The 24,245-nt window shown below is 61.7% G+C and carries 21 protein-coding genes; 14 read left to right on the top strand and 7 right to left on the bottom strand.

Annotation, left to right across the window (positions count from 1 at the left end; all coding sequences use genetic code 11):
* The first annotated feature begins 24 nt into the window (after positions 1-24).
* The 6 genes from JG747_RS29610 (at position 25) to JG747_RS29585 (ending at position 8,028) form a co-directional block, all read left to right on the top strand.
* Complete coding sequence (locus tag JG747_RS29610) at positions 25-1,029, top strand: NAD-dependent epimerase/dehydratase family protein (RefSeq protein ID WP_019860115.1); 1,005 nt, start codon at positions 25-27, stop codon at positions 1,027-1,029.
* Positions 1,026-2,309, top strand: coding sequence for a hypothetical protein (locus JG747_RS29605; RefSeq protein ID WP_202360595.1), 1,284 nt, complete (start codon positions 1,026-1,028; stop codon positions 2,307-2,309). Before JG747_RS29610 ends, JG747_RS29605 begins: the two co-directional genes overlap by 4 nt.
* The gene (locus JG747_RS29600) at positions 2,296-3,555 is read left to right on the top strand and encodes a polysaccharide biosynthesis/export family protein (protein WP_202360594.1); all 1,260 of its coding nucleotides are present in this window, start codon (positions 2,296-2,298) and stop codon (positions 3,553-3,555) included. Before JG747_RS29605 ends, JG747_RS29600 begins: the two co-directional genes overlap by 14 nt.
* A 237-nt stretch (positions 3,556-3,792) precedes the next feature.
* Entirely contained in the window at positions 3,793-4,554 is a 762-nt protein-coding gene (locus JG747_RS29595; protein WP_064986343.1) for a class I SAM-dependent methyltransferase, read from the top strand.
* 349 nt (positions 4,555-4,903) lie between these two features.
* On the top strand, positions 4,904-6,658 hold the full coding sequence (locus JG747_RS29590) for a type I secretion system permease/ATPase (protein WP_019860111.1): 1,755 nt from the start codon (positions 4,904-4,906) through the stop codon (positions 6,656-6,658).
* A 26-nt stretch (positions 6,659-6,684) separates the two neighbouring features.
* Positions 6,685-8,028 carry an HlyD family type I secretion periplasmic adaptor subunit gene (locus JG747_RS29585; RefSeq protein WP_120145542.1) on the top strand — a complete coding sequence of 448 codons (1,344 nt, stop codon included), beginning with the start codon at positions 6,685-6,687 and terminating at the stop codon, positions 8,026-8,028.
* A gap of 53 nt (positions 8,029-8,081) precedes the next feature.
* On the opposite strand, the gene JG747_RS29580 is transcribed toward JG747_RS29585, so the two are convergent.
* Positions 8,082-9,539 carry a hypothetical protein gene (locus JG747_RS29580; protein ID WP_202360593.1) on the bottom strand — a complete coding sequence of 486 codons (1,458 nt, stop codon included), beginning with the start codon at positions 9,537-9,539 and terminating at the stop codon, positions 8,082-8,084.
* A gap of 667 nt (positions 9,540-10,206) precedes the next feature.
* On the opposite strand from JG747_RS29580, the gene glmS reads away from it, so the two are divergent.
* On the top strand, positions 10,207-12,030 hold the full coding sequence (glmS, locus tag JG747_RS29575; protein ID WP_202360592.1) for a glutamine--fructose-6-phosphate transaminase (isomerizing): 1,824 nt from the start codon (positions 10,207-10,209) through the stop codon (positions 12,028-12,030).
* Positions 12,031-12,134: 104 nt separating this feature from the next.
* Here glmS and JG747_RS29570 read toward each other — a convergent pair whose 3' ends face one another.
* Together JG747_RS29570 and rocF are read right to left on the bottom strand one after the other, a co-directional pair.
* Positions 12,135-13,190, bottom strand: a complete 1,056-nt coding sequence (locus JG747_RS29570) for an ornithine cyclodeaminase (RefSeq protein ID WP_038644814.1) — start codon at positions 13,188-13,190, stop codon at positions 12,135-12,137.
* Between the two features lie 2 nt (positions 13,191-13,192).
* Entirely contained in the window at positions 13,193-14,125 is a 933-nt protein-coding gene (gene rocF, locus JG747_RS29565; RefSeq protein ID WP_019860107.1) for an arginase, read from the bottom strand.
* Between the two features lie 134 nt (positions 14,126-14,259).
* Here rocF and JG747_RS29560 point away from each other — a divergent pair, with 134 nt between their 5' ends.
* Positions 14,260-14,700, top strand: coding sequence for an Lrp/AsnC family transcriptional regulator (locus tag JG747_RS29560; protein WP_202360591.1), 441 nt, complete (start codon positions 14,260-14,262; stop codon positions 14,698-14,700).
* Between the two features lie 213 nt (positions 14,701-14,913).
* Here the strand turns inward: JG747_RS29560 and JG747_RS29555 are convergent, their stop codons facing one another.
* Both JG747_RS29555 and JG747_RS29550 read right to left on the bottom strand, forming a co-directional pair.
* Complete coding sequence (locus JG747_RS29555; protein ID WP_064986351.1) at positions 14,914-15,588, bottom strand: GntR family transcriptional regulator; 675 nt, start codon at positions 15,586-15,588, stop codon at positions 14,914-14,916.
* Positions 15,589-15,765: 177 nt separating this feature from the next.
* Entirely contained in the window at positions 15,766-16,614 is an 849-nt protein-coding gene (locus JG747_RS29550) for a LysR substrate-binding domain-containing protein (RefSeq protein ID WP_202360590.1), read from the bottom strand.
* 48 nt (positions 16,615-16,662) lie between these two features.
* Here JG747_RS29550 and JG747_RS29545 point away from each other — a divergent pair, with 48 nt between their 5' ends.
* Positions 16,663-17,706 (top strand): bile acid:sodium symporter family protein, encoded by a 1,044-nt coding sequence (locus JG747_RS29545; RefSeq protein ID WP_202360589.1) that lies wholly within the window; start codon positions 16,663-16,665, stop codon positions 17,704-17,706.
* On the opposite strand, the gene JG747_RS29540 is transcribed toward JG747_RS29545, so the two are convergent.
* Entirely contained in the window at positions 17,703-19,265 is a 1,563-nt protein-coding gene (locus JG747_RS29540; RefSeq protein ID WP_202360588.1) for a GMC family oxidoreductase, read from the bottom strand. The two genes, JG747_RS29545 and JG747_RS29540, sit on opposite strands and share 4 nt — an antisense overlap.
* 131 nt (positions 19,266-19,396) lie before the next feature.
* On the bottom strand, positions 19,397-20,068 hold the full coding sequence (locus tag JG747_RS29535; RefSeq protein ID WP_010914325.1) for a GntR family transcriptional regulator: 672 nt from the start codon (positions 20,066-20,068) through the stop codon (positions 19,397-19,399).
* Between the two features lie 180 nt (positions 20,069-20,248).
* Between JG747_RS29535 and JG747_RS29530 the strand changes: the two genes are divergently transcribed.
* From JG747_RS29530 to JG747_RS29510, 5 genes are all read left to right on the top strand, one after another.
* The gene (locus tag JG747_RS29530) at positions 20,249-21,085 is read left to right on the top strand and encodes a 2-(acetamidomethylene)succinate hydrolase (protein ID WP_202360587.1); all 837 of its coding nucleotides are present in this window, start codon (positions 20,249-20,251) and stop codon (positions 21,083-21,085) included.
* 42 nt (positions 21,086-21,127) lie between these two features.
* On the top strand, positions 21,128-22,267 hold the full coding sequence (locus JG747_RS29525) for an FAD-dependent oxidoreductase (RefSeq protein WP_202360586.1): 1,140 nt from the start codon (positions 21,128-21,130) through the stop codon (positions 22,265-22,267).
* Between the two features lie 69 nt (positions 22,268-22,336).
* Positions 22,337-22,927, top strand: coding sequence for an amino acid synthesis family protein (locus tag JG747_RS29520; protein WP_019860099.1), 591 nt, complete (start codon positions 22,337-22,339; stop codon positions 22,925-22,927).
* 30 nt (positions 22,928-22,957) lie between these two features.
* A complete protein-coding gene (locus JG747_RS29515) occupies positions 22,958-23,416 on the top strand; it encodes a YbhB/YbcL family Raf kinase inhibitor-like protein (RefSeq protein ID WP_019860098.1) in 459 nt (152 codons plus the stop codon).
* 70 nt (positions 23,417-23,486) lie between these two features.
* Positions 23,487-24,209, top strand: a complete 723-nt coding sequence (locus JG747_RS29510; protein ID WP_202360585.1) for a class II aldolase/adducin family protein — start codon at positions 23,487-23,489, stop codon at positions 24,207-24,209.
* Positions 24,210-24,245: the final 36 nt, after the last annotated feature.

Genomic DNA, 24,245 nt, shown 5'->3' with positions numbered 1-24,245 from the left:
AGTCAGCCAAGGGAATGCGCAGTCATGAGCTACAACGGCAAGAAAGTTCTGGTGACAGGGGCGGATGGATTTATCGGTTCGCATCTCACTGAGGCGCTCGTCCGCAACGGCGCGGATGTCACTGCTCTGGCGCTTTACAATTCCTTCGACAGCCATGGATGGCTGGACGATTTGCCGGACAAGATCCGCAGCCAGCTGAAGCTCGTCCGCGGTGACGTCCGCGACAGCGCGTTCCTGAACCGGATCGTGCGCGGTCAGGCCGTCGTGTTTCACCTGGCTGCGCTCATTGCGATTCCATATTCCTACGCGGCTGCCCAGTCCTATGTGGAAACCAACATCCTGGGCACGGTGAACGTTCTTGAAGCGGCGCGTCAATGGGAGACGGAGCGCGTGGTGCATACCTCCACGAGCGAGGTGTATGGAACCGCCCAGACCATGCCCATCAGCGAAACGCATCCGCTGCAGGGACAGTCGCCCTATTCGGCATCCAAGATAGGCGCCGACATGATGGCGGAGTCCTACGCCAGGTCGTTCGATGTCCCTGTGGTCATCATGCGGCCCTTCAACACTTATGGTCCGCGCCAGAGCGAACGCGCCATCGTGCCGACCATCATCCGGCAGGCTCTCGATCCGAATTGCCCGGCGATCATGGTCGGCGATACGAGCCCGATCCGTGACCTGACCTTTGTCGAAGACACTGCGGCGGCCTTCCAGACCGCGGGCCTGGCCGGGCTCGAATTCGGCCACGCCTACAATGCCGGCAGCCAACGCGCCGTGACCATCTCCGACGTATTGGATCTTGTCCTGGAACTAAGCGGTTCCAAGAAACCGGTCCATCGTGACGAAAGGCGTTTGCGGCCGCAAAATTCGGAGGTTCGCGCCTTGCTCGCCGATTCCTCGCGTTTTGAAGGCGAGACTGGGTGGCAGGCGCAGACCAGCCTGCGCGACGGGCTGGAGCGAACGATCGCATGGTGGCGCGCGCGCCTTAGTGAAGGCCGGGTACGGCGCGAAATGGGTTACATGACATGACCCTGCTCCGCCGGCACATGTTGGTACTGCTGCTGATTGCCGGTGCCATGTTCGCGAATATTTATATGCTCGGTGGTCGCGAAAGCAGCGCATCGCAAACGTCGGCCACACCACCGGTGAAAAACCTGCCGGACTATCTTGGCGAAGCAACGGATCTCTGGTCCGGCACGACTTTCGTACGGATCACCCAGCCTGGAATTCTCGGCCTGGCGGGTGTCTGCGGGAAGAAATACTGCACCCACCGTTACTCGAGTGCACAGGCCTGGAATGCTGACCAGAGCCTTCTCGTGATCGTCAATGGTTGTGGTGGCATGTGCTTCCTCGACGGGCACAGCTACGTGCCATTGTTCCATCGCGACCGCTCGAATGAAACTGAATGCGAGTGGCATCCCAGGGATCCCCAGCTGATGATCTGCGTCGCTGGCAGGCAGATTTACACCTGGGCGCCGCGCACAAATCATGAGGATGTCGTGTTCGACACGGCAGCCTACAGCAAACTTCAGTTCGGACCTTACAAAGGCAATCCGAGCCGCGACGGCAACCGTATTGCGGTGCGTGCAACGCGCAATGACGGCAAATCGGTGGTCTTTGGCTACGACCTCAAGCAGCGGCAGAAATTCCCGGATATTGATCTTACCCAGCTTCCGGGGACCACCGGCTCCTGCTCGATCTCTCCGCTGGGGATCAATATTGTGTGCTCACAGGCATTGTCGGAAGACCATGAACCGACCTTCGTCTTTTCCATCGACGGCGTCTTGCAACAGAAGTGGATGGAGCACCACCGGCCCGGTCACGGCGACATGACGGTCGATGCCGACGGCAGCGAAATCTATGTCGGGATCAGCAAATCGAATCCCGACATATATCAGGTGATCAAGCGCCGATTGGCCGACGGCAAGGTCACGTCGCTGATGAAATATGGCGAGGCCATGCATGCGTCGCTCAGGTCCCTGGACAGGCCCGGGTGGGTGTTTCTGAGCTATGGCGGAACGCCAGCCGAAGTATCGCAGCACCCGGACTGGGCGCCTTACGCGCAGCAGGTCATTGCGGTGCGCACGGACGGCAGCGGAGAGGTCCGCCGTATCGTGGAAACGCAGAACACCCACTTCGACTACTGGAGCGAGACGCATGCCTCGCCCTCGCCGGACGGCTCACAGGTAATCTGGTCGAGCAATTGGGGTGTGCCCGGTGGCCCGGTATACGATTTCGTTACCCGTGTTGAGTGGCCTTCGGAGCCGGTCCCGAACCAGAAGGAGATTGTCGCAAATGGCCTTCAATAAACGAACCGTTCTTGCCGCGGTTGCGGTGATGTCCCTGACATCGATGGCCTCCGCAGGCGAAGCCGAGCAATATCAACTGTCACCTGGCGATACCGTCGAGATAGGGATAGCGCCGATCCCGGATCGAGCGCAGCGCGCCGTGGTCCAGATGGATGGCAATATCGCCCTTCCCGAGGTCGGGATGATCATGGTCGCAGGCCTGACGGCGTCTCAATTGCAGACGCGCATGCAAGCGCTTTTGCCGACCAAGATCTTTCACGTGCGTCTGGCCGATGGACGGGAGCAGATGGTTGTCGTCAAACCGGACGACGTGACCGCCATCATCGTGGAGTATCGTCCAATCTACGTGATGGGCGACGTGCTCACCCCTGGACAACAGGCCTACCGTCCGCTCATGACCGTACGGCAGGCGCTTGCCGTCTCCGGCGGCTTCAGCCTTTTGCGGTCACGGGCGGGCCAAACGGGTCCCGATCCGGTTGATCTCAGGCGCGATTACGAAACACTTTGGGGGGAGTACACCAAAGACTATTTTCACGCCGCCCGTGTCCGCGCCGAACTTCAGGGCCAGGCGGATTTCGACAAGCAGACGCCGCAGGGGTCACCTCTGTCGCCCAGCGTCGGAGCTGCGATCGCCCAGGCTGAAACGGACGGGCTGAAGATTGCGCTGAGCGATTTCCAGCAGGAGCAGACTTTTCTTGAGAGGGGCGAGAAGGATGCGGCTGATCAAATCGAGGTTTTGCAGAAGCGCGAACAGGTCGAGGCCGAGAGCGTGAAGGCGGATCAGGAAGACCTGGCGAAAGTAACCAAGGCGTTTGATGCAGGCAATCTGACCAACACTCGGCTCGCCGATGTCAGGCGCGCCTTGCTTCTGTCGTCGAGCGGTGCGCTGCAAACCTCGGTCGAGCTCATGAGAGCGCGGCGCCAGCAGGAGGACTATGTCAGGCAGCACGAACGCAATGACAATCAAAGGAGGATTGCCTTGCTGACGGATCTGAAGGACACCAACGCGCGGCTGGGTGATGTCACCGCCAGGCTCCACGCCGCCAGCGAGAAGCTGCAACCGACCGGAGCGTCCGCCCAGCCATTGCCGATTGCCGGCGAAACAATCCGGGCTCAGGTCACGATCGTCCGCAAGGTCGGCGATGAGTGGCGCAAGCTGTCGGCTGACGAAGACACGATCGTGATGCCGGGAGATACTGTCGAAGCCAAGTTCAGCAGCGATCTGCAAAGCGCGGCAATCCAATAGGCCGCTTTAGTCGCAGTCCGAAAAAAGAAATGAGTTGGGGGAACTTACTGTTCGATCAGGGCGTCGAACACAAGCGAACGGGAGATACAGGTGAGGCTCAATTCCAGGCAAGGGGTGCCGCCGACGAACGCGGCTCAGATGGCTCAGTCAGCAAGTTACGCTTTCGATACGCCTTCGGCATCGCGAGTTCCCCGGGCCAAGCCGCGGACCGGTGAGCCCGGAATTTGGCAGGAGCTGATGTCCAACCAGCAGGTCCACACGCCGGGCGACCGGGTGTCGGACGACTACAGGGCCAGCCATTGCGCACCGGGCTACGGCGCGCATTACAACAAGACGCACGAGTCCGGCTACTACGGCGCGCTTTGGGAGAAAATCGAAAAACCCTTGATCCTGAACGTTCTTCGCCCAATGGGCGGAGCCGGCCGGAACTGCCTCGATTTCGCATGCGGAACAGGTCGCATCACCAGCGTGGCAGCCGGCGTGTTTGGCGAGGTGGTCGGCGCCGACATTTCGAGATCCATGCTGGGCAGCGCGCAAGTTCCGCCCAATGTGAGACTGCGCCACGTCGACATGACAACAGAACCTCTCGGCGAAACCTTTGATGTCGTAACGGCATTTCGCTTCTTCCTGAACGCCGAGGATCAGCTGAAGCGGGATGCGTTGAAGGCGATAAATGAACATTTGAAGGACGGCGGGCGTCTTGTGTGCAACGTTCACATGAATGCGACTTCACCAATCGGCCTGGTTTGCCGGCTGCTCAATCGGCTGTTTGGACGGACAATTCGCAACACGCTGAGCGTGGCGAAGTTCAAGGAGCTCCTGACCGCGTCGGGATTCCTTGTCGAGGAGATGATACCTTACGGCTATCTGCCCCGGCCGGGAAACCTCTTGCCCGGAGTCTGTGAAGCGTTGATGGAGCCCTTCGAAAAGGCGTCCAGAACTCTTCACGTTCCTGGACAACTGGCGCAACATTTCCTGGTTATCGCGAAGAAGCGCTAGCGGAATCGCACACTCAAATGGCGACGTGAAGACGGCCGGGAGCCGTTTGCCTGAGGGGCGACTCACCCTCCGAAAAGGACGGCGCGGTGTCGCTCGCGTTGCCGGGAACGCGACCTCCACAGCCTTCCGGTACTCCTTAAAACGGTAGTTTTCCCCTGATTTAATGCGTCAGATTCGGGTTTCTCGGCTCGGCGCCACGATTTCGCTACATTTTGACCGAAGGCCACGTACGTTAGTGGGGCGTAAATTAGAAGGCAAAGAGGGATACGCTCCTGAAAACCCAAAAATTGTCCGTGGCCAACGGGGCCAGTGAGCTTGCGCAACGATTTCTCACCGGAGGTCGCAAGCGATGAGCTCCGGAGGGATACGTTCGCCCGATCTGCGTGGCGCCATGCTTGGTGCCGTGCCCGGGCTGGTAGGCGTCGGCGTCTTCTCGGCGGTGATAAACCTTCTCGCCCTGACTGGCTCCGTCTATATGCTGCAGATCTACGACCGCGTTCTGCCTTCGCAGAGCGTTCCGACCCTTGTCGGATTTACGGTCGGAATGCTGGGCCTTTACGCGGTCTATGGATTGCTGGATTTCGTACGGCTTCGCCTCCTGGTTCGAATAGGCAATCGTCTCCATAAGAATCTGCAGCAAAGGGTGTTCGGCCTGTCGCTGTCCTTACCGCTCATCGGCGGGCAGGACGCGAACCGGATACAGCCGCTGCGTGATCTGGATCAGATCCGCGGCTTCCTTTCGGGATTGGGGCCGACCGTCATCTTCGACGCGCCTTGGATACCGTTTTATCTGCTGATCATCTATCTTCTGCATCCTGCGCTCGGTCTGCTGGCAACAAGCGGTGCGATTATTGTCGTTCTGCTCACGGTGATAGCGGAAGTCCTTGGCCGCGCATCCGCGGCACGCGCGTCCGAGACGATGGTGTCGCAACGCAATCTTGCCGATTCCGGCCGCCGCAACGCGGAGGTTGTGCGCGCGATGGGCCTTTCCGGGCGGCTTGCCCGCCGCTGGAGCGAGATCAACCACGCCTATCTCACGCACCAGGAACGACTTTCCGACATTGTCGGCGCCACCGGTGCCCTCTCGAGGGCGCTGCGGATGGCCTTGCAGTCCTCTGTTCTGGGACTGGGCGCCTATCTCGTGATCGGGGGGGAAGCGTCGCCAGGTGTGATCATAGCATCGTCGATACTGCTGGGCCGCTCGTTGGCTCCGGTTGACGCTGCGCTCGCAAACTGGCGAGGCTTCGCGGCTTTCCGGCAAAGCTATTCCCAACTGGCCAAGGTGCTGGCTGTCGTCGGTGGGCATGAAGAAGTCATGGAACTGCCGCGCCCGCAGGCGGCGCTTGCGGTCGAGGACCTGACAATAGCGCCGCCGGGCCAGCAAAAACCGACGGTGGCCAATGTCAGCTTTAGCCTGTCCGGGGGCGCAGGAATGGCCATTGTCGGCCCGAGCGGTTCTGGGAAAACGACACTTGTGCGCGCGCTGGTTGGAGTGTGGCAGCCGCTACGCGGAAGGGTAAGGCTGGACGAAGCCTCGCTCGACCAATGGAATTCGGAAGAGCTTGGCGCTCATGTCGGCTATCTGCCGCAGGACGTCGAACTGTTTGACGGGACGGTTGCCGATAACATTTCGCGATTTGGTGGCAAGGACGACGCCAAGGGCGTGCTGGCGGCTGCCAGGGCCGCCGGCATCGACAAGATGATCATGCGGTTGCCGAATGGTTTTCAAACACGCGTAGGCGAGGGCGGGGCAGCCTTGTCGGCCGGACAGAGGCAACTGGTTGGGCTTGCCCGGGCACTTTATGGCGACCCGTTTCTGGTCGTCCTGGACGAGCCGAATTCAAACCTGGACGTCGATGGCGATGCCGCCCTGGCCGGCGCGATCCTGGGGGTGCGCCGACGTGGAGGGATCGTCATCATTGTTGCGCACCGTCCTTCTGCCCTCACCAATATCGACAAGGTACTCGTCATGTCGAATGGGATGCTTCACTCCTTCGGCTCGCGCGAGGAGGTCCTGGCCAATGTCATCCGGCCCTTCCCGACGCCTGCCGAACGGCAGGCATCGGTTGTTCCGATGCAGAAAGGGGTGAGCGGTCATGCGTGAGGTGCTGTTTCATGTCTGACGCGACGATGGTCTCGTATGCTCCGTTCGATAACGGGAGCCGAAGGGTCGAGGCGAATTCGGTCGAGGCGCGCGATGATATCAGGTCCAACCTGATCCTTGGTGCGGCGGTCACGGCCATGTTGGTTGTCGGCGGCGGGCTTTGGCTTGGGTTGACCAAGATCGCCGGCGCCGTGATCGCGCCTGCCACCGTGGTGGTCGAAAGCAACATCAAGAAAGTCCAGCATCTGACGGGCGGCACGATCGGGGGCATCTTCGCGCAAGATGGGGATCATGTGCGTGCTGGCGATGTGGTGGCCAGGCTGGATGACACGCTGACACGGGCCAATCTGCAGATAATCAGCGAGGATCTTGATCGCGCAACCGTGCGGCTTGCACGGCTGGAGGCCGAGCGACAAGGCCTGCCGGAAATGCAGCTTCCGTCCAGCCTTCAAGAACGCATGGGCGACCCGGAGCTGGCTGCGCTGGTCAGAGGAGAGCGCACCCTCTTCGAAAGCCGCGCAACGGCATTGACGGGGCAGAAGGCGCAGTTGGAAAGCCGCGCGAAGCAACTCGAACGCCAGATCGATGGCCTCAAGGCGCAGCAGGCCGCGGAAGACCAGTCGGTGGTCCTGCTGGACGGAGACCTTGGCGATGTCCAGGCGCTCTATACAAAAAAATTGGTGTCCAAGGAGCGACTGAGCAACATCCGATTGGATGCCACCCGAGCGCACGGAGAATCAGGACGCCTGGCGGCGGCGGTGGCTGAGGCACAGGCCAAGGTCAGCGAGACCGAATTGCAGGTTCTTCAGCTGGATGAGCAAAGGCGCAGTGAAGTAACGAGCGAACTTCGTGAAACCGAAGCCAAGCAGACCGAACTCAGCGAGCGCAAGGTCGTGGCGCAAGACGAACTGACCAAAACCAACATCCGCGCTCCGCAATCGGGAACGGTGCAGGAATCGGCTATCCACACAATCGGCGGTGTGATCGCTCCGGGGGAGGTGATCATGATGATCGTCCCCGACACCGACAACCTCGTCGTCGACGCTCTGATCCCCCCGTCGCGCATAGATGACGTTCGTCCAGGCCAGCACGTCTCCATCCGGTTTCCGGCCTTCGATGCCGGCACCACGCCTGCTTGCCAGGGATCGGTCAAGCGCATCTCGGCGGATCTGATCAAGGATCAGCAAAAACAGCTTTCGTATTTCTCGGCGCGCATCAATGTCGAGAACAAGGCGGCCTGCCTGACCGATGCCAAGGTGCTCAAACCTGGCATGCCGGCGGAGGTTCACATCAGCACCGACGAACGCAGCGTCTGGTCTTATCTGCTGAAGCCGCTCACGGATCAGATGTCCAGGGCTTTCCGCCAATGACGTGACGAACTGTTGGAAGCGAGCCGCAAAATATGATCAGCTGGCTCGTCCTCCTACGACGCGGTGAGCGCCCTCCGACGAACTCGGCGAGCGGTGCGCACCGCTCGCTCCGCCGCCACCGGAAGCGTCTTGGCCACATCGTTCGTATGCGGCAAGGCGTTCGTGGCGCCACGGAACCTCTCATAGGGCAGCAATTCCCTGATCCGGGCGTTGACCGATGCAATTTCGGCTCGCAGGTCTTCGCATTCCTGCCGGCGGATATCGAGTTGTAGCTGATCGGATGCCTGCTGCAGCGAAAGCTGTGAGAAATTCGCGGTCATCTTCGAAAGGTTCAGCTTGTCGGTCTCGGCCTCTTTGGTGAGGGCCGCCAACCTTTCGTCCGCCACCTGTTTTTCCGCCACCGCGTCGCTCCATTGAAGCTTGAGCCTGGCGATCTCGGCCGAGGCCTCGCTGCTTGCGTTCGACGCGACCTCTAGTCGCGAGTGGAGATTCTGAATTTCGGAACGCAATCCTCGGATCTCGGCACGGCTGCGTTCGAGCTCGGCACCCTTGTCCGCCTCCATGATCCTGGCGGTTTCCGTCACTTCCGACAATTTCGCCTGGGCGGCCTCGAGCGCGGTGTGGAGCCGTGCCGCTTCCTTTTCGCTCTTGCCGAGCGCACCAAGCACTTCGGAATTTCGCGCGGCTTCGTTGGCATGGATCGTGGAGAAGGCGTCCAGCCTGTGCCGCGCCTCGTCCTCCCGCTTCAGCGCCTTTTCCAGGTCGATCGACAGGCTGACGTTCTTTTCACGCAGCAGTTTGTTTTCTCGCGCGCGCCTGTCGGCCTCGACGGTCGCGGCGGCAAGCGTGTTTGTGAGGTCTCCGAATTCCGCTTGGCTTCTTGCGTTGGTGTTCGCGGCTTCCACGAGTTCCAGCCTTGCCGCTGCCAATGCGCCACGAAGCGCCTCGGCGTCCTGAACCAGGCTTGCCTCGCGCTGCTGCAGGGCCTCCACCATGCTTTCACGCTCGTGATGCCTTCGGATCAGGTCATTGAGCTTGTCCGACAGGCTCTTTTGCTCTGCGGTCAGGCTTTGATTGGCCAGCTCCAATTCGTTGGCGCGGAGAATGTCGGCATGAAGGATGTGAAAGAATTCAAAGGTCAGCTGATGTGTGCTTGCGATCTCGGACAGTTTCGCGTTGATCTCCTCGAAATGGAGCTTCGCATCGCGAAACAGCCCGTCAAAGGAACTCAAGGCAGCCATACGGCTCTGCGTATGAGAGGTCAGCCGTCGCACGGGTTCGGGAGTGCCGGCATCGTCGCTGCCGGCATCATCCTTGGTTTGCGCGCTCTCGTCCTGTTCGCTGTTGTCGTTTGGCATGGGCGGCTGGTCCGCGACATCGTCCATTGCCAGCGCCGACAGGTCATCCAAGCCAAGGCACTCGTCGACGGCATCAGCCAAGTCAGCTTCGAGATCCTCGAATGACTTCTCCACATTGTTGTCGGCACGTCTGATCAGATCTCTGAACTTCATGCCCTGCATCCCCCTTCCGCATGCCTGGACCCAGCAAGGCGCGGACTGAGCTTTCTTCTGTATCGAGAGATCAGTTCGGTGTCTTCGTTCAATCAAACGATGCCGGGTGCCGGCGATTCATCGCTTTAACGGCGAAGAGTCGTCGAGAATTGTAAGCGACAGCCCTAAGGTTCGGAGGTCGTCGGTCATTCCCCACCAACCTTTTTAACCTGTGCCGGGATGACCCTTCTCGTGTTCATCTTGACGTTTTTCGTCGCGTGGACCCCAGCGCCGCTCGCTTTCCGGCACGCGAGGCAGTCGGGAGCGCTTTCGCGTGCAAGCCCCATATAGATCAAGCGGCCCGACAGCCTCTTGTAGGGGGGCATCAGGCGGCCGGGCCTAACCGGCTGTTGGGTGTGTTTTGGTTTGCCGGCTGCCTCAACATGCGCCTGGGCCAACGGAAGCGCATCATTCGAACGAACTGTTCGTCGGGCGGCTCAACGCGGCCGACGACGCAAACTCCGCTACCTGACCCTGGCCCTCTCGAACCACTTCACAGCATGGCGGTTTCTGGTCGCGATTAAGGCCGTAGGCTCCTTCGAATGAACGATCAGTCCGTAATCAAGGAGGGATATCTTGCCTTCTACGGCGATAAGGCCGGAATTCTGCAGATCAGGGGGGCAAAACCATGTGCGGCATCGTTGGAATCGTCGGCCATTCGCAGGTTACGCCGCTCATCCTCACCACGCTGAAGCGGCTCGAATATCGTGGTTATGACTCGGCTGGTGTGGCCACTATCGAACATGGCAAGCTCGCCCGCCGCCGCGCCGAAGGCAAGCTGATCAACCTCGAACGCCGGCTCAAGGAGGAGCCGCTCGACGGCACGATCGGCATCGGCCACACACGCTGGGCCACCCATGGCGTGCCCAACGAGACCAATGCGCATCCGCATTTTTCCGACGGCGTCGCCATCGTCCACAACGGCATCATCGAGAACTTTGCCGAGCTGCGCGACGAACTGGTCCGCGATGGCTATGCCTTCTCCTCGCAGACCGACACCGAGGTCGTGGCGCATCTGGTGGCGCGCGAGCTGGCCAAGGGGCTGAAGCCGGTCGAGGCGGCGCACCAGGCGCTGAAGCGGCTGGAAGGCGCCTTTGCGCTGGCCATCATGTTCAAGGGCGATGAGGACCTGATCGTCGGCGCCCGCAACGGCCCGCCGCTGGCCGTCGGCCATGGCGACGGCGAGATGTTCCTGGGCTCCGATGCCATTGCGCTGGCGCCATTCACCAATTCGATCACCTATCTCGAGGACGGCGACTGGGCGGTGGTGCGCCGCGACAGCGTCGCCATCTTCGACATCGACGGCAGACAAGTCGAGCGCAAGCGCCAGCAGTCGCTGTCGACCTCCTTCATGGTCGACAAGGGCAACCGCCGGCATTTCATGGAGAAGGAAATCCATGAACAGCCCGAGGTGATCTCGCACACGCTGGCGCATTATGTCGACTTCGTCTCCGGCGTCTCCAAGCCGCTCGACCTGCCGTTCGACTTCGCCAAGATCGGCCGGCTGGCGATTTCGGCCTGCGGCACCGCCTATCTCGCCGGCCTTATCGGCAAATACTGGTTCGAGCGCTATGCGCGGCTGCCGGTCGACATCGATGTCGCCTCGGAGTTCCGCTACCGCGAGATGCCGCTGTCGGCCAATGACGCCGCCTTCTTCATCTCGCAATCGGGCGAGACCGCCGACACGCTGGCCTCGCTGCGTTATTGCCGCAAGGCCGGCATGAAGATCGGCGCCGTCGTCAATGTGCGCGAATCGACCATGGCGCGCGAATCCGACGTCGTGCTGCCGACACTGGCCGGCCCCGAGATCGGCGTCGCCTCGACCAAGGCTTTCACCTGCCAGCTGTCGGTGCTGGCCTCGCTTGCGGTGCGCGCCGGCGTGGCGCGCGGGGTGATTTCGAAGGAACAGGAAAAGACCCTGGTGCGCGCGCTTTCGGAAGCGCCGCGCTATGCCAACCAGGTGCTCAAGCTCGAAGAGCAGATCGAGCGGATCGCGCGCGAACTGTCGCGCTACAAGGACGTGCTCTATCTCGGCCGCGACACCAATTTCCCGCTGGCCATGGAAGGCGCGCTAAAACTCAAGGAAATCTCCTACATCCACGCCGAAGGCTATGCGGCGGGCGAGTTGAAGCATGGGCCGATCGCGCTGATCGACGAGAACATGCCGGTCATCGTCATTGCGCCGCATGACCGCATTTTCGAAAAGACCGTGTCGAACATGCAGGAAGTGGCGGCGCGTGGCGGCAAGATCATCCTGATCACCGACGCCAAGGGCGCTGCCCAGGTGAGCGTCAAGACGATGGACACGATCATCCTGCCCGACGTGCCTGAAATCATCTCGCCGATCATCTATGCGCTGCCGATCCAGATGCTGGCCTACTTCGCCGCCGTGTTCATGGGCACCGACGTCGACCAGCCGCGCAACCTGGCGAAATCCGTGACGGTGGAGTGACGGCAACGTCGATGGCCCTTCATCTCGTCGAGGGGACGTTCGACAAGACCCGCAGTCACTATCAAATGCCTGCGGGATCGCTCGCGGCATCTAATCGGCTCTTGTTATGCCGCGGTCTGCATGGCCGCTCTCAGCAGCATGCCATAGAGGTCGCGCGGTTCGTCCGGATCGGCCAGCAGATCGAGCTCCTCGTAGAGGCCCGTTGCCTGCAGCTGGTCGCGCACATAGCGCAGCGCCGAAAAGTCCTCGATGGCGAAGCCGACGGAATCGAACAGCGTGATCTGCTTGGCGTCCCGGCGGCCTGGCACCTTGGCGGCGATCACTTGCCAGAGCTCGGTCACCTGATGGTCGGGATCAAGCTGTTGGATTTCACCCTCTATGCGTGTCTGCGGCGGGAACTCGACGAAAATGTCGGAGCGCAGCAGGATATCCCTGTGCAGTTCGGTCTTGCCGGGGCAATCGCCGCCGACGGCGTTGATGTGGACGCCGGAGCCGACCATGTTGTCGGTGAGGATGGTGGCGCATTGCTTGTCGGCGGTGACGGTCGTGATGATCCCGGCTCCTTCGACCGCTTCCTGCCCGGTTTCGCAGATGGTGATGTCAAATCCCATGCCAGCCAGGTTCTTGGCGCATTTCAGCGAGGCGGATCGGTCGATGTCGTAGAGCCTGAGCCGGTCGACGCCGGTCAGCGCCTTGAAGGCGATCGCCTGGAATTCCGACTGTGCGCCATTGCCGATGATGGCCATGGTGCGCGCGCCGCGTGGTGCCAGATACTTGGCCGCGACGGCGGAAGTCGCGGCGGTGCGCAGCGCCGTGAGAATGGTCATCTCGGTGAGCAGCATCGGGTAGCCGCTGCCGACATCGGCAAGCACGCCGAAAGCGGTGACCGTCTGCAAGCCCTGGCGCATGTTCTTGGGATGGCCGTTGACATATTTGAAGCCATAGAGCCGCCCGTCGCTTGTCGGCATCAGCTCGATGACGCCGTCATGGCTGTGTGATGCGATGCGGGGCGTTTTGTCGAAAAGCTCCCAGCGCCGGAAATCTTCTTCGATGTAGCTGGCGAGCTCGGTCAGGAAGCGCTCGACGCCGATGGCAAGCACCAGCTTCATCATACGGTCGACGCTGACGAAGGGGACGATGTTCAGCTTTGCCGTGGTCATGATCAAAAGCTCCCGGAATGGCTGCGGGTCGGGCGATCCATGATGCGGCGGCCCATCAGGCTCGCCGTCAGGTCGACCATAAGCGTCGCGGTTCGGCCACGCTCGTCCAGAAAAGGATTCAGCTCGACCAGGTCGAGGCTGGAGACGAGGCCGGTGTCGGACAGCATCTCCATCACCAGATGCGCTTCGCGGAACGTCGCGCCGCCAGGAACCGTGGTGCCGACAGCCGGCGCAATCGACGGGTCGAGAAAGTCAACGTCGAGACTGACATGCAGCAGCCCGTCTTCATCAGACACGCGCGCCAGGAAAGCGCGCAGCAGCGGCGCGATGCCATGTTCATCGATGGCGCGCATGTCGTGCACGGTCACGCCCGCCTGGTTGAGCGCGCTGCGCTCGGCCGGGTCGACACTGCGCAGGCCCATGGTGCAGATACGCTTGGGATCGACCGCCGCCGGCAGATCCGGGAAATAGCCACTGAAACCTGGCTGGCCGCTGGCGTACGCGAGCGGAACACCATGCAGATTGCCGCTGGCGGTGGTGTCCAGCGTGTGGAAGTCCGGATGCGCGTCGAGCCACAGCACGAACAGCGGGCGCCCGGCCTCGGCGGCGCGGCGGGCGAGGCCAGACACGGTGCCGGCCGAGATCGAATGGTCGCCGCCGAGAAAGATCGGCATGGCGTCCTCGCTCGCCGCGTAGGCTGCCGCTGCGATGGCGGATGTCCAGGCCGATATTTCGGGCAGGGCCTTCAGGGCGAGGTTGCCGTGCACGACGCGCCTCGCCGGCATTGGCTGGACGGCGCCCATATCCTCGACAGCGTGGCCGAGGCCGGACAGCACCTCGGCAAGCCCCGCCGTCCTCAGCGCACTCGGCCCCATTTCGCAGCCCATTCTGCCGGCGCCGTCCTGCACCGGCGCCCCGACGATCCTGCAACGCATTGTTTTTCCCGCGGCCAAAGTTCGAATGGTCGACAGGAGATCATGGCGAGCCGGCAATATGAACAGAGACAATTGGCAGTCCGCAAAGCATAACCTATCATAATGGCGGCAGAATTTATCGAAATGGTAATCTGATGGATGCTTTGGACGAACGGCTCGTGACCTTGCTGCGACATGACGCCCGGCGCAGCGTGTCGGACCTCGCCATCGATCTCGGCGTCTCGCGCGCCACGGTTCGGGCACGCATGGAGCGGCTGGAACGGTCCGGCGACATCATCGGCTACACGGTGGTGCTGCGCGCCGACGCCGTCGATCAGCGCATCCGCGGCATCATGCTCATCGAGATCGAGGGCCATGCCGCCGACCGCGTGGTCCGGGCACTGGGCGGCTTCCCGGAAGTCTCGACCATTCATACCACCAACGGTCGCTGGGATCTGGTGGTCGAACTCGGGACGGCATCATTGACCGATTTCGATGCCGTGCTACGGCGCATCCGACTGATTACCGGCATAACGGGCAGTGAAACGAGCCTGCTCCTGGCCACGCCGCGCACGACGCGAGCACGACTGACGTAGGTACGCGTTCAATGAAGACGCTGGTGGCCGAGGAAGTTCTCCCCGACGAAGCCGAGGGCAAATCGTGCGGATTTTGGCACGGCTGATGACGGCGAGCTCCTCGGGCCAGATCGCGCATGGACGCGCTTGTATTCAGCGATCGCCTCAGCCCTTCAGTCCGATACACAGTCCCATTCTTCGCATGTGTTGATCCGCTGCGATCGATGGCGAGCGTCAGCCGAGAAGCTCGGCGGCGACTTCGAGTGTGTTGCGGAGCGACGTCTCGAGATGGTTCTCCATCGCCTGCGCGGCGCCCTCGGCATCGTGGCGCTTCAGCGAGTCGAGAATGGCCTCGTGCTGTTCGATCGTCTGTTCGCCGTAGCCGGGCTTGGGAATGGCGAGATAGCGGCCGCGGTCCATCTGTGCCTTGGAGATATCGACCGCCCGCCAGATCATCGGCAGGCCGCAGATCTCCGCAATGGTGCGATGGAAGACGTCGTCGAGCTGGATCGCGGTGGCATACCGCCCGCGCGCTATGGCGAGCTTGTGCGCCGCCATATTGTCCTCCAGCAGTTCGGCGGACGCCGGGGTCATCTTGGCGGCGGCGCGCCTGGCGCTTTCCATCTCGAGCGCCCGGCGGATGACATAGGCCTCTTCCAGGTCGGCGCGGCTGATCGGCGCGACATAGGTGCCGGTCTGTGCCAGGATTGTCACCAGGCCTTCGTCGCTGATGCGCTTGACCGCTTCCCGCACCGGAGTGCGCGAAACGCCGAGCGCCTCGGCGATAGCCACCTCGTTGATGACTTCCCCCGGCTTCAACTGGCCGACGACAATCAGATTGCGGATCTTGTGATAGATTTGATCGCGCAGCGGCAGCGCCCGATTGAGCGTCGAAGGATCCAGGTCCATGGCAAATCCGTATCTTCGTTCGCCTGAGATGGTCAATATTAGAATGTCAAATACAACGCACCAGGGACAAGGGGCCCAGGGCCTCCCGAACAGCTAAGAGGCATCAGCCAGACGCTTCCGGGCGTGAAGGCTTCTGTCCAACGTCAAATTCGCCGCCGGCATCCCCAACGCAATAGGTCAGCGCAGACCTCTCACCTTGGTCAGAATATCTTCCGACAGCGCCGAGACGAGCGCCCTGTCGGCGCCCTTGCTGGGGATAAGGACAAATTCCACATCCTCCAACGGCGGCAGGCGCCCGGATGGGATCTCTTTCAAGCCGGAGGGCGACATGCTTTGCGGTTGCACCAGAACCCCCATGCCGGCACGGGCGGCGGCCGTCAGCCCGCTCAGGCTGCCGCATGTGCAGACAATGCGCCACGGCATGCGGTGCCGTTCGAGCACTTCCAGCGCAATGCTGCGCGTGACGCTCGGCGCGGGGAAGGCAATCAACGGCAAGGCCGCGAGCGACAGGACGTGTTCCGGATCGCGGGCGAGCCAGACAAGCGGCTCGCGATAGACGAGCCGGCCACGGCGGTCGCCCAGCCGGCGCTTTGCCAGAACGAGATCGAGCTCGCCATTGTCCTGCATCTGGTAGAGCACGCCGCTCAACGCGACGGTCAGTTCAAGATCAACGGATGGGTGGGACCGGACGAAATCCTCCAGCACCAGCGGCAGCCGGCTCGTCACCAGGTCCTCGGATACGCCGAGCCTCAAAGTGCCCCGCAGCCTCTGCGCGGTGAAAAGCGCCTGCACCTGTCCCTCTATCGACAACAGGGTCCGGGCATGGCCGAGCAGGGCTTCGCCGTCTGGCGTCAGCACCACCTTGTGCGTATCGCGGGCCAGCAACTGCCTGCCAAGCGCGGCCTCGAGCTTGCCGATGTGCTGGCTGACGGTGGATTGCCCGAGCCCCAGCCTCTCCGCCGCGAAGGTAAAGCTTCCCATCTGCTGGACGGTGACGAAGCTGCGAAGTTGGACCAGATCGAGCATTTGTATCCCAAATCACGATAACTGTTATTCATTGTATCTTGTTTTGCAATGCGTAAAAAGACGGCGTCGCCACTCTGGAGCGAACATGTCATGCGCCGCTTTCTGCCGGACACCTTTCTGATCCTCCTGTTGTGCACCGTCGCGCTCGCGTCGGTCGCACCGGCGACCGGGACGTTCGCGGGATGGTTCGCGATCGCGACCAATCTTGCCGTGGCGCTGCTGTTTTTCCTGCATGGTGCGAGGCTCTCGCGCGATGTCGTTGTCGCCGGCCTGATGCATTGGCGCCTGCACCTGGTGATCCTTCTGACGACCTTTGGCCTGTTCCCGCTGCTGGGTCTGGCGCTTGGCTACCTGCCGGCTTCGATCCTGCCCAAGCCGCTTTACCTTGGCATTCTGTTTCTCTGTGTCTTGCCGTCGACGGTGCAGTCATCGATCGCCTTCACCTCGATCGCCGGCGGAAACGTCCCCGCGGCCATCTGTTCGGCTTCCGCCTCCAACATCTTCGGCATGTTCCTGACACCCTTGCTCGTCGGCCTGCTCTTCTCCATAGGTGGCCATGGCGGATTTTCGTGGGATGCGGTGAGCCAGATCCTGGTGCAGCTGCTCCTGCCTTTTGCGCTCGGACAGCTGCTGGAACCGCGGATCGGCAACTGGATACGCTCCCGCAAGACACTGCTGATGCCTGTCGATCGCGGTTCGATCCTGATGGTCGTCTATCTGGCCTTCAGCACGGCGGTCGCCGAGGGGCTTTGGCACATGTTCTCGCTGCGCGACATTGCCGTGGTCGTTGTCGCCGACATGCTGCTGCTCGGCCTGGTGCTTGTGCTGACGACCTATGGCAGCCGGCTTCTCGGCTTCGACAGGGCCGATCAGATCACGATCACCTTCTGCGGTTCGAAGAAGAGCCTGGCGAGCGGCGTGCCGATGGCCAATGTGATCTTTGCCGGCCAGGGTGTCGGCGCGATCGTTCTGCCGCTGATGCTCTTCCACCAGATACAGCTCATGGTCTGCGCCATGATCGCCCAGAAATATGCCAAGGCGGCGCGCCGGCCGACGGTTCTGCCAGCCGAGCCGACGGCCTCGGTGGCTTAGCGCCGTCGGGCGAAAGTTTCGGCGATCGCGAGGACCGCGGCATGAATCGGTCCCGCGGTGAGGTTGGGCATGATCGACGCGTCCACGACAAAAAGATTGTCGAGCGCCTTGAGCCGCAGATTTGCATCGACGACGGCGTCCGGGTCCCTGCCCATTCTGCAGGTGCCGCAGGGATGGTGGTGCGTGATGACCGATCGCGCGATGAAGTCGTCCATCTCGGCCTCACTGTTCAGCGTTCCTGGCAGGAGTTCGCGCTCTCGCCAGCCGGCGAGTTCCTCTCTGTGCCCGATGGTCCGTGCTGCCTCAAGTGCTCTGCGAAACCGTTCGCGGTCCCGATCAGTTTGCAGGTATCCCGGGTCGATGATCAACCGGTCGCCGAGCTCAGGCCCGCTGATGCGCACGCTGCCGCGGCTCGTCGGATGGGTGATGCCGAACAGCAGCGAGTAGGCGGTGCCGGCGGCGGGTGCCTTAAAGCGTTCCGACACGATCGGCGCGACACCGCAGCCAACGACAATTTCAGGCTGCCCGCCAGCGGTGAAGCTGTCAGCCCGCATATAGGCCATCGATTCCGAATGTTGGAGGCGCGATGGCGGCACCGGCTGGCGGGTCGCGTAAAGGTTGCCGGCGCCAAGCAGGTGATCCTGAAGGTTTCGACCGATGTCAGGCATCTCGATCAGGCAGCCGACGCCCGCCGCATCGAGCACATCGCGCGGACCGATGCCCGAACGCATCAGCAAGGCCGGGCTTTCCAACGCTCCGGCACAAAGCACAATCTTGTCCGCAAACACTTCGGCCGAACCCTGTCGCCCCACGACCTCGAGGCTGCGGACCTGATTGCCCTCCAGCTTGAGCCGCTCCACTCGGGAGCCCGTGAGGATGGTCAGGTTCTCGCGGCCTCGAACCGCCTTTGTGAGCCAGGCGTCCGCCGCCGTAACCCGGCGCCCGTCGCGAATGTTCATGGAGTTCGGGGTGACGCCGATCATCTCTCCGCTGTTGTGGCCTTCAAGGCGAGGCAGACCCAACGATGCGCCTGCCTCGATGAAGGCGCGAGCAAGTGGACTGACTTCGTCCGCCGGCAAATGGATCGGCAACGGCCCACCCTTGCCGTGAATGCCGTCGCCACCAAGCGGATGGTCTTCGATAGCCTGGAAAACGGGCAGAAGTTTATCCCAACTCCATCGGCGATCCCCGGTCGCGTCGACCCAGGCCTGGAAGTCGGAAGGATGACCGCGCATGTAGCCCATCGCGTGCAGGCAACTTGAGCCGCCGATCAACCGCCCGCGCGCCCAATGATGCACCCGGCCCGCGGTGCCGGCTTGCGGCTCCGTGCGATAGTCCCAATCGTAGCTGCGGCCCTGAAGTGCCGGCCAGGCGGCGGGGTTCCAGATATCGGGATCTGTCGCCTCCTCGCCTGCCTCGATCAGCAGAACGCGGCTGCCCGGATCTTCGCTCAGCCGCGCGGCGAGCAACGACCCGGCCGACCCGCCGCCGACGATGACGATATCGCAATTCGGTGCGTGCTCAACATTGGCCCTGGTCATCCTCACTCCATCTGCCATTTGCCGGTTGCGATAGCCGTCATGTCTGACACCGACACGGAGAAGGCCCGCGCACGAATCCGCGTTCGGCCGATCCGAAACGTCATGAAGGACTTCGAGTCTTCAGGCGGAACGACAGTCCATCGAAGACCTCAAATCCCGTTGTCCATGGATATCTTCGCTGCCGCTTTCGCCCTCAAGACATGCTGTTTGGAGGCTTTGCGGGCGGCCTTCTCGTCGCCGGCGGCGATGGATTCGAATATCTCCCTCATCTCCGCCAGGCTGCTTTGTGCTCTGCCCTCCAGGGACATCGATCGTCCTCGAAAGAAGCTGATCCTGGCCACCAGACCGCGATGGACTTCCTCCAGGATAGGGTTGCCGCAATTCGCCAGTATGATCGAATAGAAATCCGCGGCGGTCATGACCTGCGCCAGGCTGTCATTGCTGGATGCTGCCTCTTCGAACGCGGAAAGCGATTTCTCGAGTTCACGCAACTGTTCCGGGGAAATCCTTAACGCGCATCGTCCTGCTGCCTCGACTTCCAGCAACTCTCGAACCTCGTAGATGGCGGTTGCCACCTCCCACGAAAGTGCCGGTATCGACGGCCCGCGGTTGGGCACGATCTCGATCAGGCGCTCGGCCTCAAGACTGCGCAAAGCCTCCCTCAGCGAGGGGCGGCTGATGCCGAGTTGTGTGCACAGTTGACTTTCGATGAGGCGGCTTCCCGGCTGGAACAACCCGGAGAAGATCGCCAGCCGTAACTTGTCGACGGTTTCCCGTTGCACGGTCCGTGGCGAAATTCGCAAATTCAAATCTGGGGGCATCGGTAACGTCTCATGGCCTTTGAGTCGCAAACTGAAGCAGCATACGCCACGCCGCGCAAATTTGACAGCAGGATAGCCAGATTGTCAAATATGAAGATTGTCAGACAATCGGCTTGACGTGACCCCGGTCTGTATGATCCTTTTGCAGGAGATGGGCAGCGAGGCGAGGATCCAGGGATCATGGACATGGCGGCAGACATATCTTCCGACCACTTCATCTCGCGACGCGTCGACATTGGCCGCGTCACCTTGAACGTGCGCGAGAAGGGCAGCGGTCCCTTGATGCTGTTCTTCCACGGCATCACCTCCAACTCCGCCGTCTTCGAACCGTTGATGATCCGGCTTTCGGACCGGTTTACGACGATTGCGGTTGATCAGAGGGGGCATGGCCTCAGCGACAAGCCGGAAACCGGCTACGAGGCGAATGACTACGCGGACGACATCGCCGGCCTGATACGTACGCTCGATCGCGGCCGTGCCATCCTCGTCGGACATTCGCTTGGTGCTCGAAACTCCGTCACGGCCGCGACGAAATACCCGGATCTGGTGCGGTCGGTCGTTGCGATCGACTTTACGCCCTACATCGAGACCGACGCCTTGGACGCCTTGGAAGCGCGCGTGAACGCGGGGAGCCAGCTTTTCGAGGATGTGAAGGCCGTCGAAGCATACCTAGCCGGCCGCTATCCGAACATTCCCGCCGACGCCATCAGGATCAGGGCTGAAAGCGGCTATCAGCCGGTCGACGGCGGATTGCGTCCATTGGCATCGCCCACGGCCATGGCGCAGTCCGCCAAGGGCCTGCGATCGGATCTGGTGCCCGCCTACCGAGACGTGACGAAGCCCGTCCTCATCGTTCGGGGTGAGGCGAGCAAGCTGGTTTCGGCGGCGGCGCTGGCGAAGACAAGCCGACTGCGGCCCGATCTGCCTGTCGTCGTCGTTCCGGGCGCCGACCACTACGTCAACGAGGTGTCTCCCGAGATCACGTTGAAAGCCATCACCAACTTCATAGACGCCTGACGGCCAAGCGCCGTCTTCTTGCACGCAGCATCAGGATAGAAAATGGCCAATCTAAACAAAACTCCGGGTAAAACGCGTCGTGCCGAGGTAGCCGGCGGCGGCTTTGCCGGGCTGACGGCCGCCATCGCTCTCAAGCAGAAGGGTTGGGATGTCAGGCTGCACGAAAAGAGCTCGGAACTGCGGGCATTCGGCGCGGGCATCTATCTCTGGCACAATGGCCTTCGCGTGCTCGAAGGGCTGGGCGCCTTGGACGATGTTCTCCAGGGCTCGCACACGCCTCCGACCTACGAGACCTGGATGCACAACAAGTCGGTTTCCAAGGAGACGTTCAACGGTCTCCCCTGGCGCATCATGACCCGCAGCCACCTGCACGATGCCCTGGTCAACCGGGCCCGCGCCTTGGGCGTCGACATCCGCGTCAATTCCGAGGCGGTCGCCGCCGACCCGGAAGGGCGCCTGACCCTCCAGACCGGCGAGGTTCTCGAAGGCGACCTGATCGTTGGCGCCGATGGCGTTGGTTCCAAGGTCAGGGATTCCATCGGCTTCAAACAGGATCGCTGGGTTTCGAAAGATGGCCTCATCCGGCTGATTGTCCCGCGCATGAAGAAAGAGCTCGGTCATGGCGAGTGGGACAATACCATCGACATGTGGAACTTCTGGCCGCGTGTTCAGCGGATTCTCTATTCGCCCTGCAATGAGAATGAGCTCTACCTCGGCTTGATGGCTCCGGCCGCCGATCCTCGTGGATCGAGCGTTCCGATCGATCTCGAAGTCTGGGTCGAGATGTTTCCTTTCCTGGAGCCATGCCTGGTCGAGGCGGCCAAGCTGAAAACCGCCAGGTACGACAAGTACGAAACGACCAAGCTGGATAGCTGGACAAGAGGCAAGGTCGCCCTTGTCGGGGATGCCGCGCATGCCATGTGCCCGGCTCTTGCCCAGGGCGCCGGTTGCGCGATGGTCAACGCCTTCAGCCTGTCGCAGGACCTGGAGGAGGGCGCTTCGGTCGAGGATGCGCTGGTCGCTTGGGAGACGCGCATTCGCCCGATCACCGATCGCTGCCAGGCCCTGTCTGGCGACTATGCGGCGAACCGCTCGCTCTCGAAGGGAAACATGTTCACGCCGGCGGCGCTGGAAGCCGCCCGCTACGACCCGCTGCGCCGTGTCTACTCGTGGCCGCAGTAGCGTCGGGCGAGCAGGTCAACGAATTAATCGGTGCGTGCGGAAACAGCGCGCGCCTTTCAGGAGATAAAGATGAACTATTCCAGTGAAGTCGAAAGAGATTATGATGTCAGGGGATGGTATTCCTCGGTCCAGGAAAGCCGGCATGACGGTGGCACGCCTGGCGAAACCCTCGTCAAAGTCGCGACTGGCGTTGTCATACGCAATCCCTTCGCCGGAAAGTTCGTCGCCGAACTGTCCGATCTGACCAATCCGAGTGCAGCGATCGGTCATGCGCTCGGCGAGAGGGCGGTGGCGCTGCTCGGCAACAGGCCGGTCGAAAGCTATGGCAAGGGCGGTATCGCGGGTACATCAGGCGAACAGGAACATGTCGTCGCCTGCATCACCACGGTGTTCGGAGATCCGCTGCGCCAGCAGGTGGGGGGCGGCAAGGCCTGGATCTCCTCGGTCAGCAAGGTCGCTGTCGCCGGCACGACCATCGATATCCCGCTTGCCCACAAGGACGAGCTCTACATCCGTTCCCACTACGATGCCGTCACCTTTTGCGTGCCGGATGCCCCGCGCCCGGACGAACTTCTGATCTGCGTCGCCGTCGCATCGGGTCCGCGCGTGCACCAGCGCGTCGGCGGCAAATCCGTCGCCGACCTCAAGGCCGGCGCCTAGCTCGATCGAAGTTACTGAAGGACGAATTCCATGCCCCTGAACATCAAGGACCTCAAGATTACGTCAGCGGATTTCCAGCCGCTCGGGAAAATGCGCGACGAGCATGCCGGCGACAAGGGCAACGTATTGCCCAAGCTTAGGGTCAGCGGCGTCCCGGCAGGGACGAAAGAGCTTGCGGTCATCTGCCACGATCCCGACGCGCCCCTGCCCAATGGCTTCACGCATTGGGTAGTTTACGGCATCGATCCGTCGACGACGGATCTTTCTGGAGCACAGGAAAAGTTCCGCGTGGGACCCAACGGCGCCGGCGGCAAGCAATATTACGGACCCCAGCCGCCCGCTGGCCATGGAGAGCATCACTACTATTTCTGGGTCTATGCCCTGGACACGAAGGTCGACGGGACGCCCACCAGGGAGGAGTTCCTGCAGAAATACGCCGGCAACATCATCGAGCAGAACCGGATCGTCGGCATCTACGAAAACAAGTGAAATCCGCGGCCCTGGCGACCGATAACAACAACAAGAATGGTCGCCATCGCCGCAATGGGAGAATTTGGAAATGACAGACAACAGCCCAGTGCGTCGGAAGGTCTTCGAAGAGCTGGTCACAGCGACCAAGATCCTTTTGAACGAAGGCATCATGGATACGTTCGGGCATATCAGTGCCCGTGACCCCGAGGATCCCGCTAGTTTCTTCCTGGCGCAGAAACTGGCCCCGAGCTTGATCACCGTCGACGACATCCAACGCTTCAATCTGGATGGCGAGACCTCGGACAACCGGCCGTCCTATCTCGAGCGGTACATCCACAGCGAGATCTACAAAACGCGGCCCGACGTTCAGTGTGTACTCCACACCCATTCTCCGGCTGTCCTGCCGTACTGCTTCGTCGACACGCCGCTTCGGCCGGTCACCCACATGGGAGCTTTTATCGGCGAGTCGGTCCCGGTCTACGAGATTCGCGACAAGCACGGCGACGAAACGGATCTCTTCGGCGGCAGCCCAGACGTTTGCGCTGATATCGCCGAGCGTCTCGGCAGCCAGACCGTGGTTCTCATGGCGCGGCATGGCGTCGTCAATGTAGGCAACTCCGTGCGGGAGGTCGTCTTCCGGGCCTTCTATCTCGAGCAGGAAGCAGCAGCGCTCACCGCCGGCTTGAAGATCGGCAATGTCAAATACCTGTCGCCGGGCGAGATCAAGACGGCAGGAAAACTCGTCGGCGCCCAGATCGATCGAGGATGGAACCACTGGTCGCAGCGCCTCAGGCAAGCAGGCCTCGCCTGATGTCCATCAGGCTTTGAACATCAGCTGGGAAGCCTG

This window comes from Mesorhizobium sp. 131-3-5, assembly GCF_016756575.1.
Classification (GTDB): domain Bacteria; phylum Pseudomonadota; class Alphaproteobacteria; order Rhizobiales; family Rhizobiaceae; genus Mesorhizobium; species Mesorhizobium jarvisii.
The sequence above is the reverse complement of the archived record's forward strand: the minus strand, read 5'-3'. Positions and strand labels throughout refer to the sequence as shown.

Bases quoted from the DNA above. Each gene is read 5' to 3' on its own strand.
- JG747_RS29610 (WP_019860115.1), top strand. From the start codon at position 25: ATGAGCTACAACGGCAAGAAAGTTCTGGTGACAGGGGCGGATGGATTT.
- JG747_RS29605 (WP_202360595.1), top strand. From the start codon at position 1,026: ATGACCCTGCTCCGCCGGCACATGTTGGTACTGCTGCTGATTGCCGGT.
- JG747_RS29600 (WP_202360594.1), top strand. From the start codon at position 2,296: ATGGCCTTCAATAAACGAACCGTTCTTGCCGCGGTTGCGGTGATGTCC.
- JG747_RS29595 (WP_064986343.1), top strand. From the start codon at position 3,793: ATGTCCAACCAGCAGGTCCACACGCCGGGCGACCGGGTGTCGGACGAC.
- JG747_RS29590 (WP_019860111.1), top strand. From the start codon at position 4,904: ATGAGCTCCGGAGGGATACGTTCGCCCGATCTGCGTGGCGCCATGCTT.
- JG747_RS29585 (WP_120145542.1), top strand. From the start codon at position 6,685: ATGGTCTCGTATGCTCCGTTCGATAACGGGAGCCGAAGGGTCGAGGCG.
- JG747_RS29580 (WP_202360593.1), bottom strand. From the start codon at position 9,539: ATGAAGTTCAGAGATCTGATCAGACGTGCCGACAACAATGTGGAGAAG.
- glmS (WP_202360592.1), top strand. From the start codon at position 10,207: ATGTGCGGCATCGTTGGAATCGTCGGCCATTCGCAGGTTACGCCGCTC.
- JG747_RS29570 (WP_038644814.1), bottom strand. From the start codon at position 13,190: ATGACCACGGCAAAGCTGAACATCGTCCCCTTCGTCAGCGTCGACCGT.
- rocF (WP_019860107.1), bottom strand. From the start codon at position 14,125: ATGCGTTGCAGGATCGTCGGGGCGCCGGTGCAGGACGGCGCCGGCAGA.
- JG747_RS29560 (WP_202360591.1), top strand. From the start codon at position 14,260: ATGGATGCTTTGGACGAACGGCTCGTGACCTTGCTGCGACATGACGCC.
- JG747_RS29555 (WP_064986351.1), bottom strand. From the start codon at position 15,588: ATGGACCTGGATCCTTCGACGCTCAATCGGGCGCTGCCGCTGCGCGAT.
- JG747_RS29550 (WP_202360590.1), bottom strand. From the start codon at position 16,614: ATGCTCGATCTGGTCCAACTTCGCAGCTTCGTCACCGTCCAGCAGATG.
- JG747_RS29545 (WP_202360589.1), top strand. From the start codon at position 16,663: ATGCGTAAAAAGACGGCGTCGCCACTCTGGAGCGAACATGTCATGCGC.
- JG747_RS29540 (WP_202360588.1), bottom strand. From the start codon at position 19,265: ATGGCAGATGGAGTGAGGATGACCAGGGCCAATGTTGAGCACGCACCG.
- JG747_RS29535 (WP_010914325.1), bottom strand. From the start codon at position 20,068: ATGCCCCCAGATTTGAATTTGCGAATTTCGCCACGGACCGTGCAACGG.
- JG747_RS29530 (WP_202360587.1), top strand. From the start codon at position 20,249: ATGGACATGGCGGCAGACATATCTTCCGACCACTTCATCTCGCGACGC.
- JG747_RS29525 (WP_202360586.1), top strand. From the start codon at position 21,128: ATGGCCAATCTAAACAAAACTCCGGGTAAAACGCGTCGTGCCGAGGTA.
- JG747_RS29520 (WP_019860099.1), top strand. From the start codon at position 22,337: ATGAACTATTCCAGTGAAGTCGAAAGAGATTATGATGTCAGGGGATGG.
- JG747_RS29515 (WP_019860098.1), top strand. From the start codon at position 22,958: ATGCCCCTGAACATCAAGGACCTCAAGATTACGTCAGCGGATTTCCAG.
- JG747_RS29510 (WP_202360585.1), top strand. From the start codon at position 23,487: ATGACAGACAACAGCCCAGTGCGTCGGAAGGTCTTCGAAGAGCTGGTC.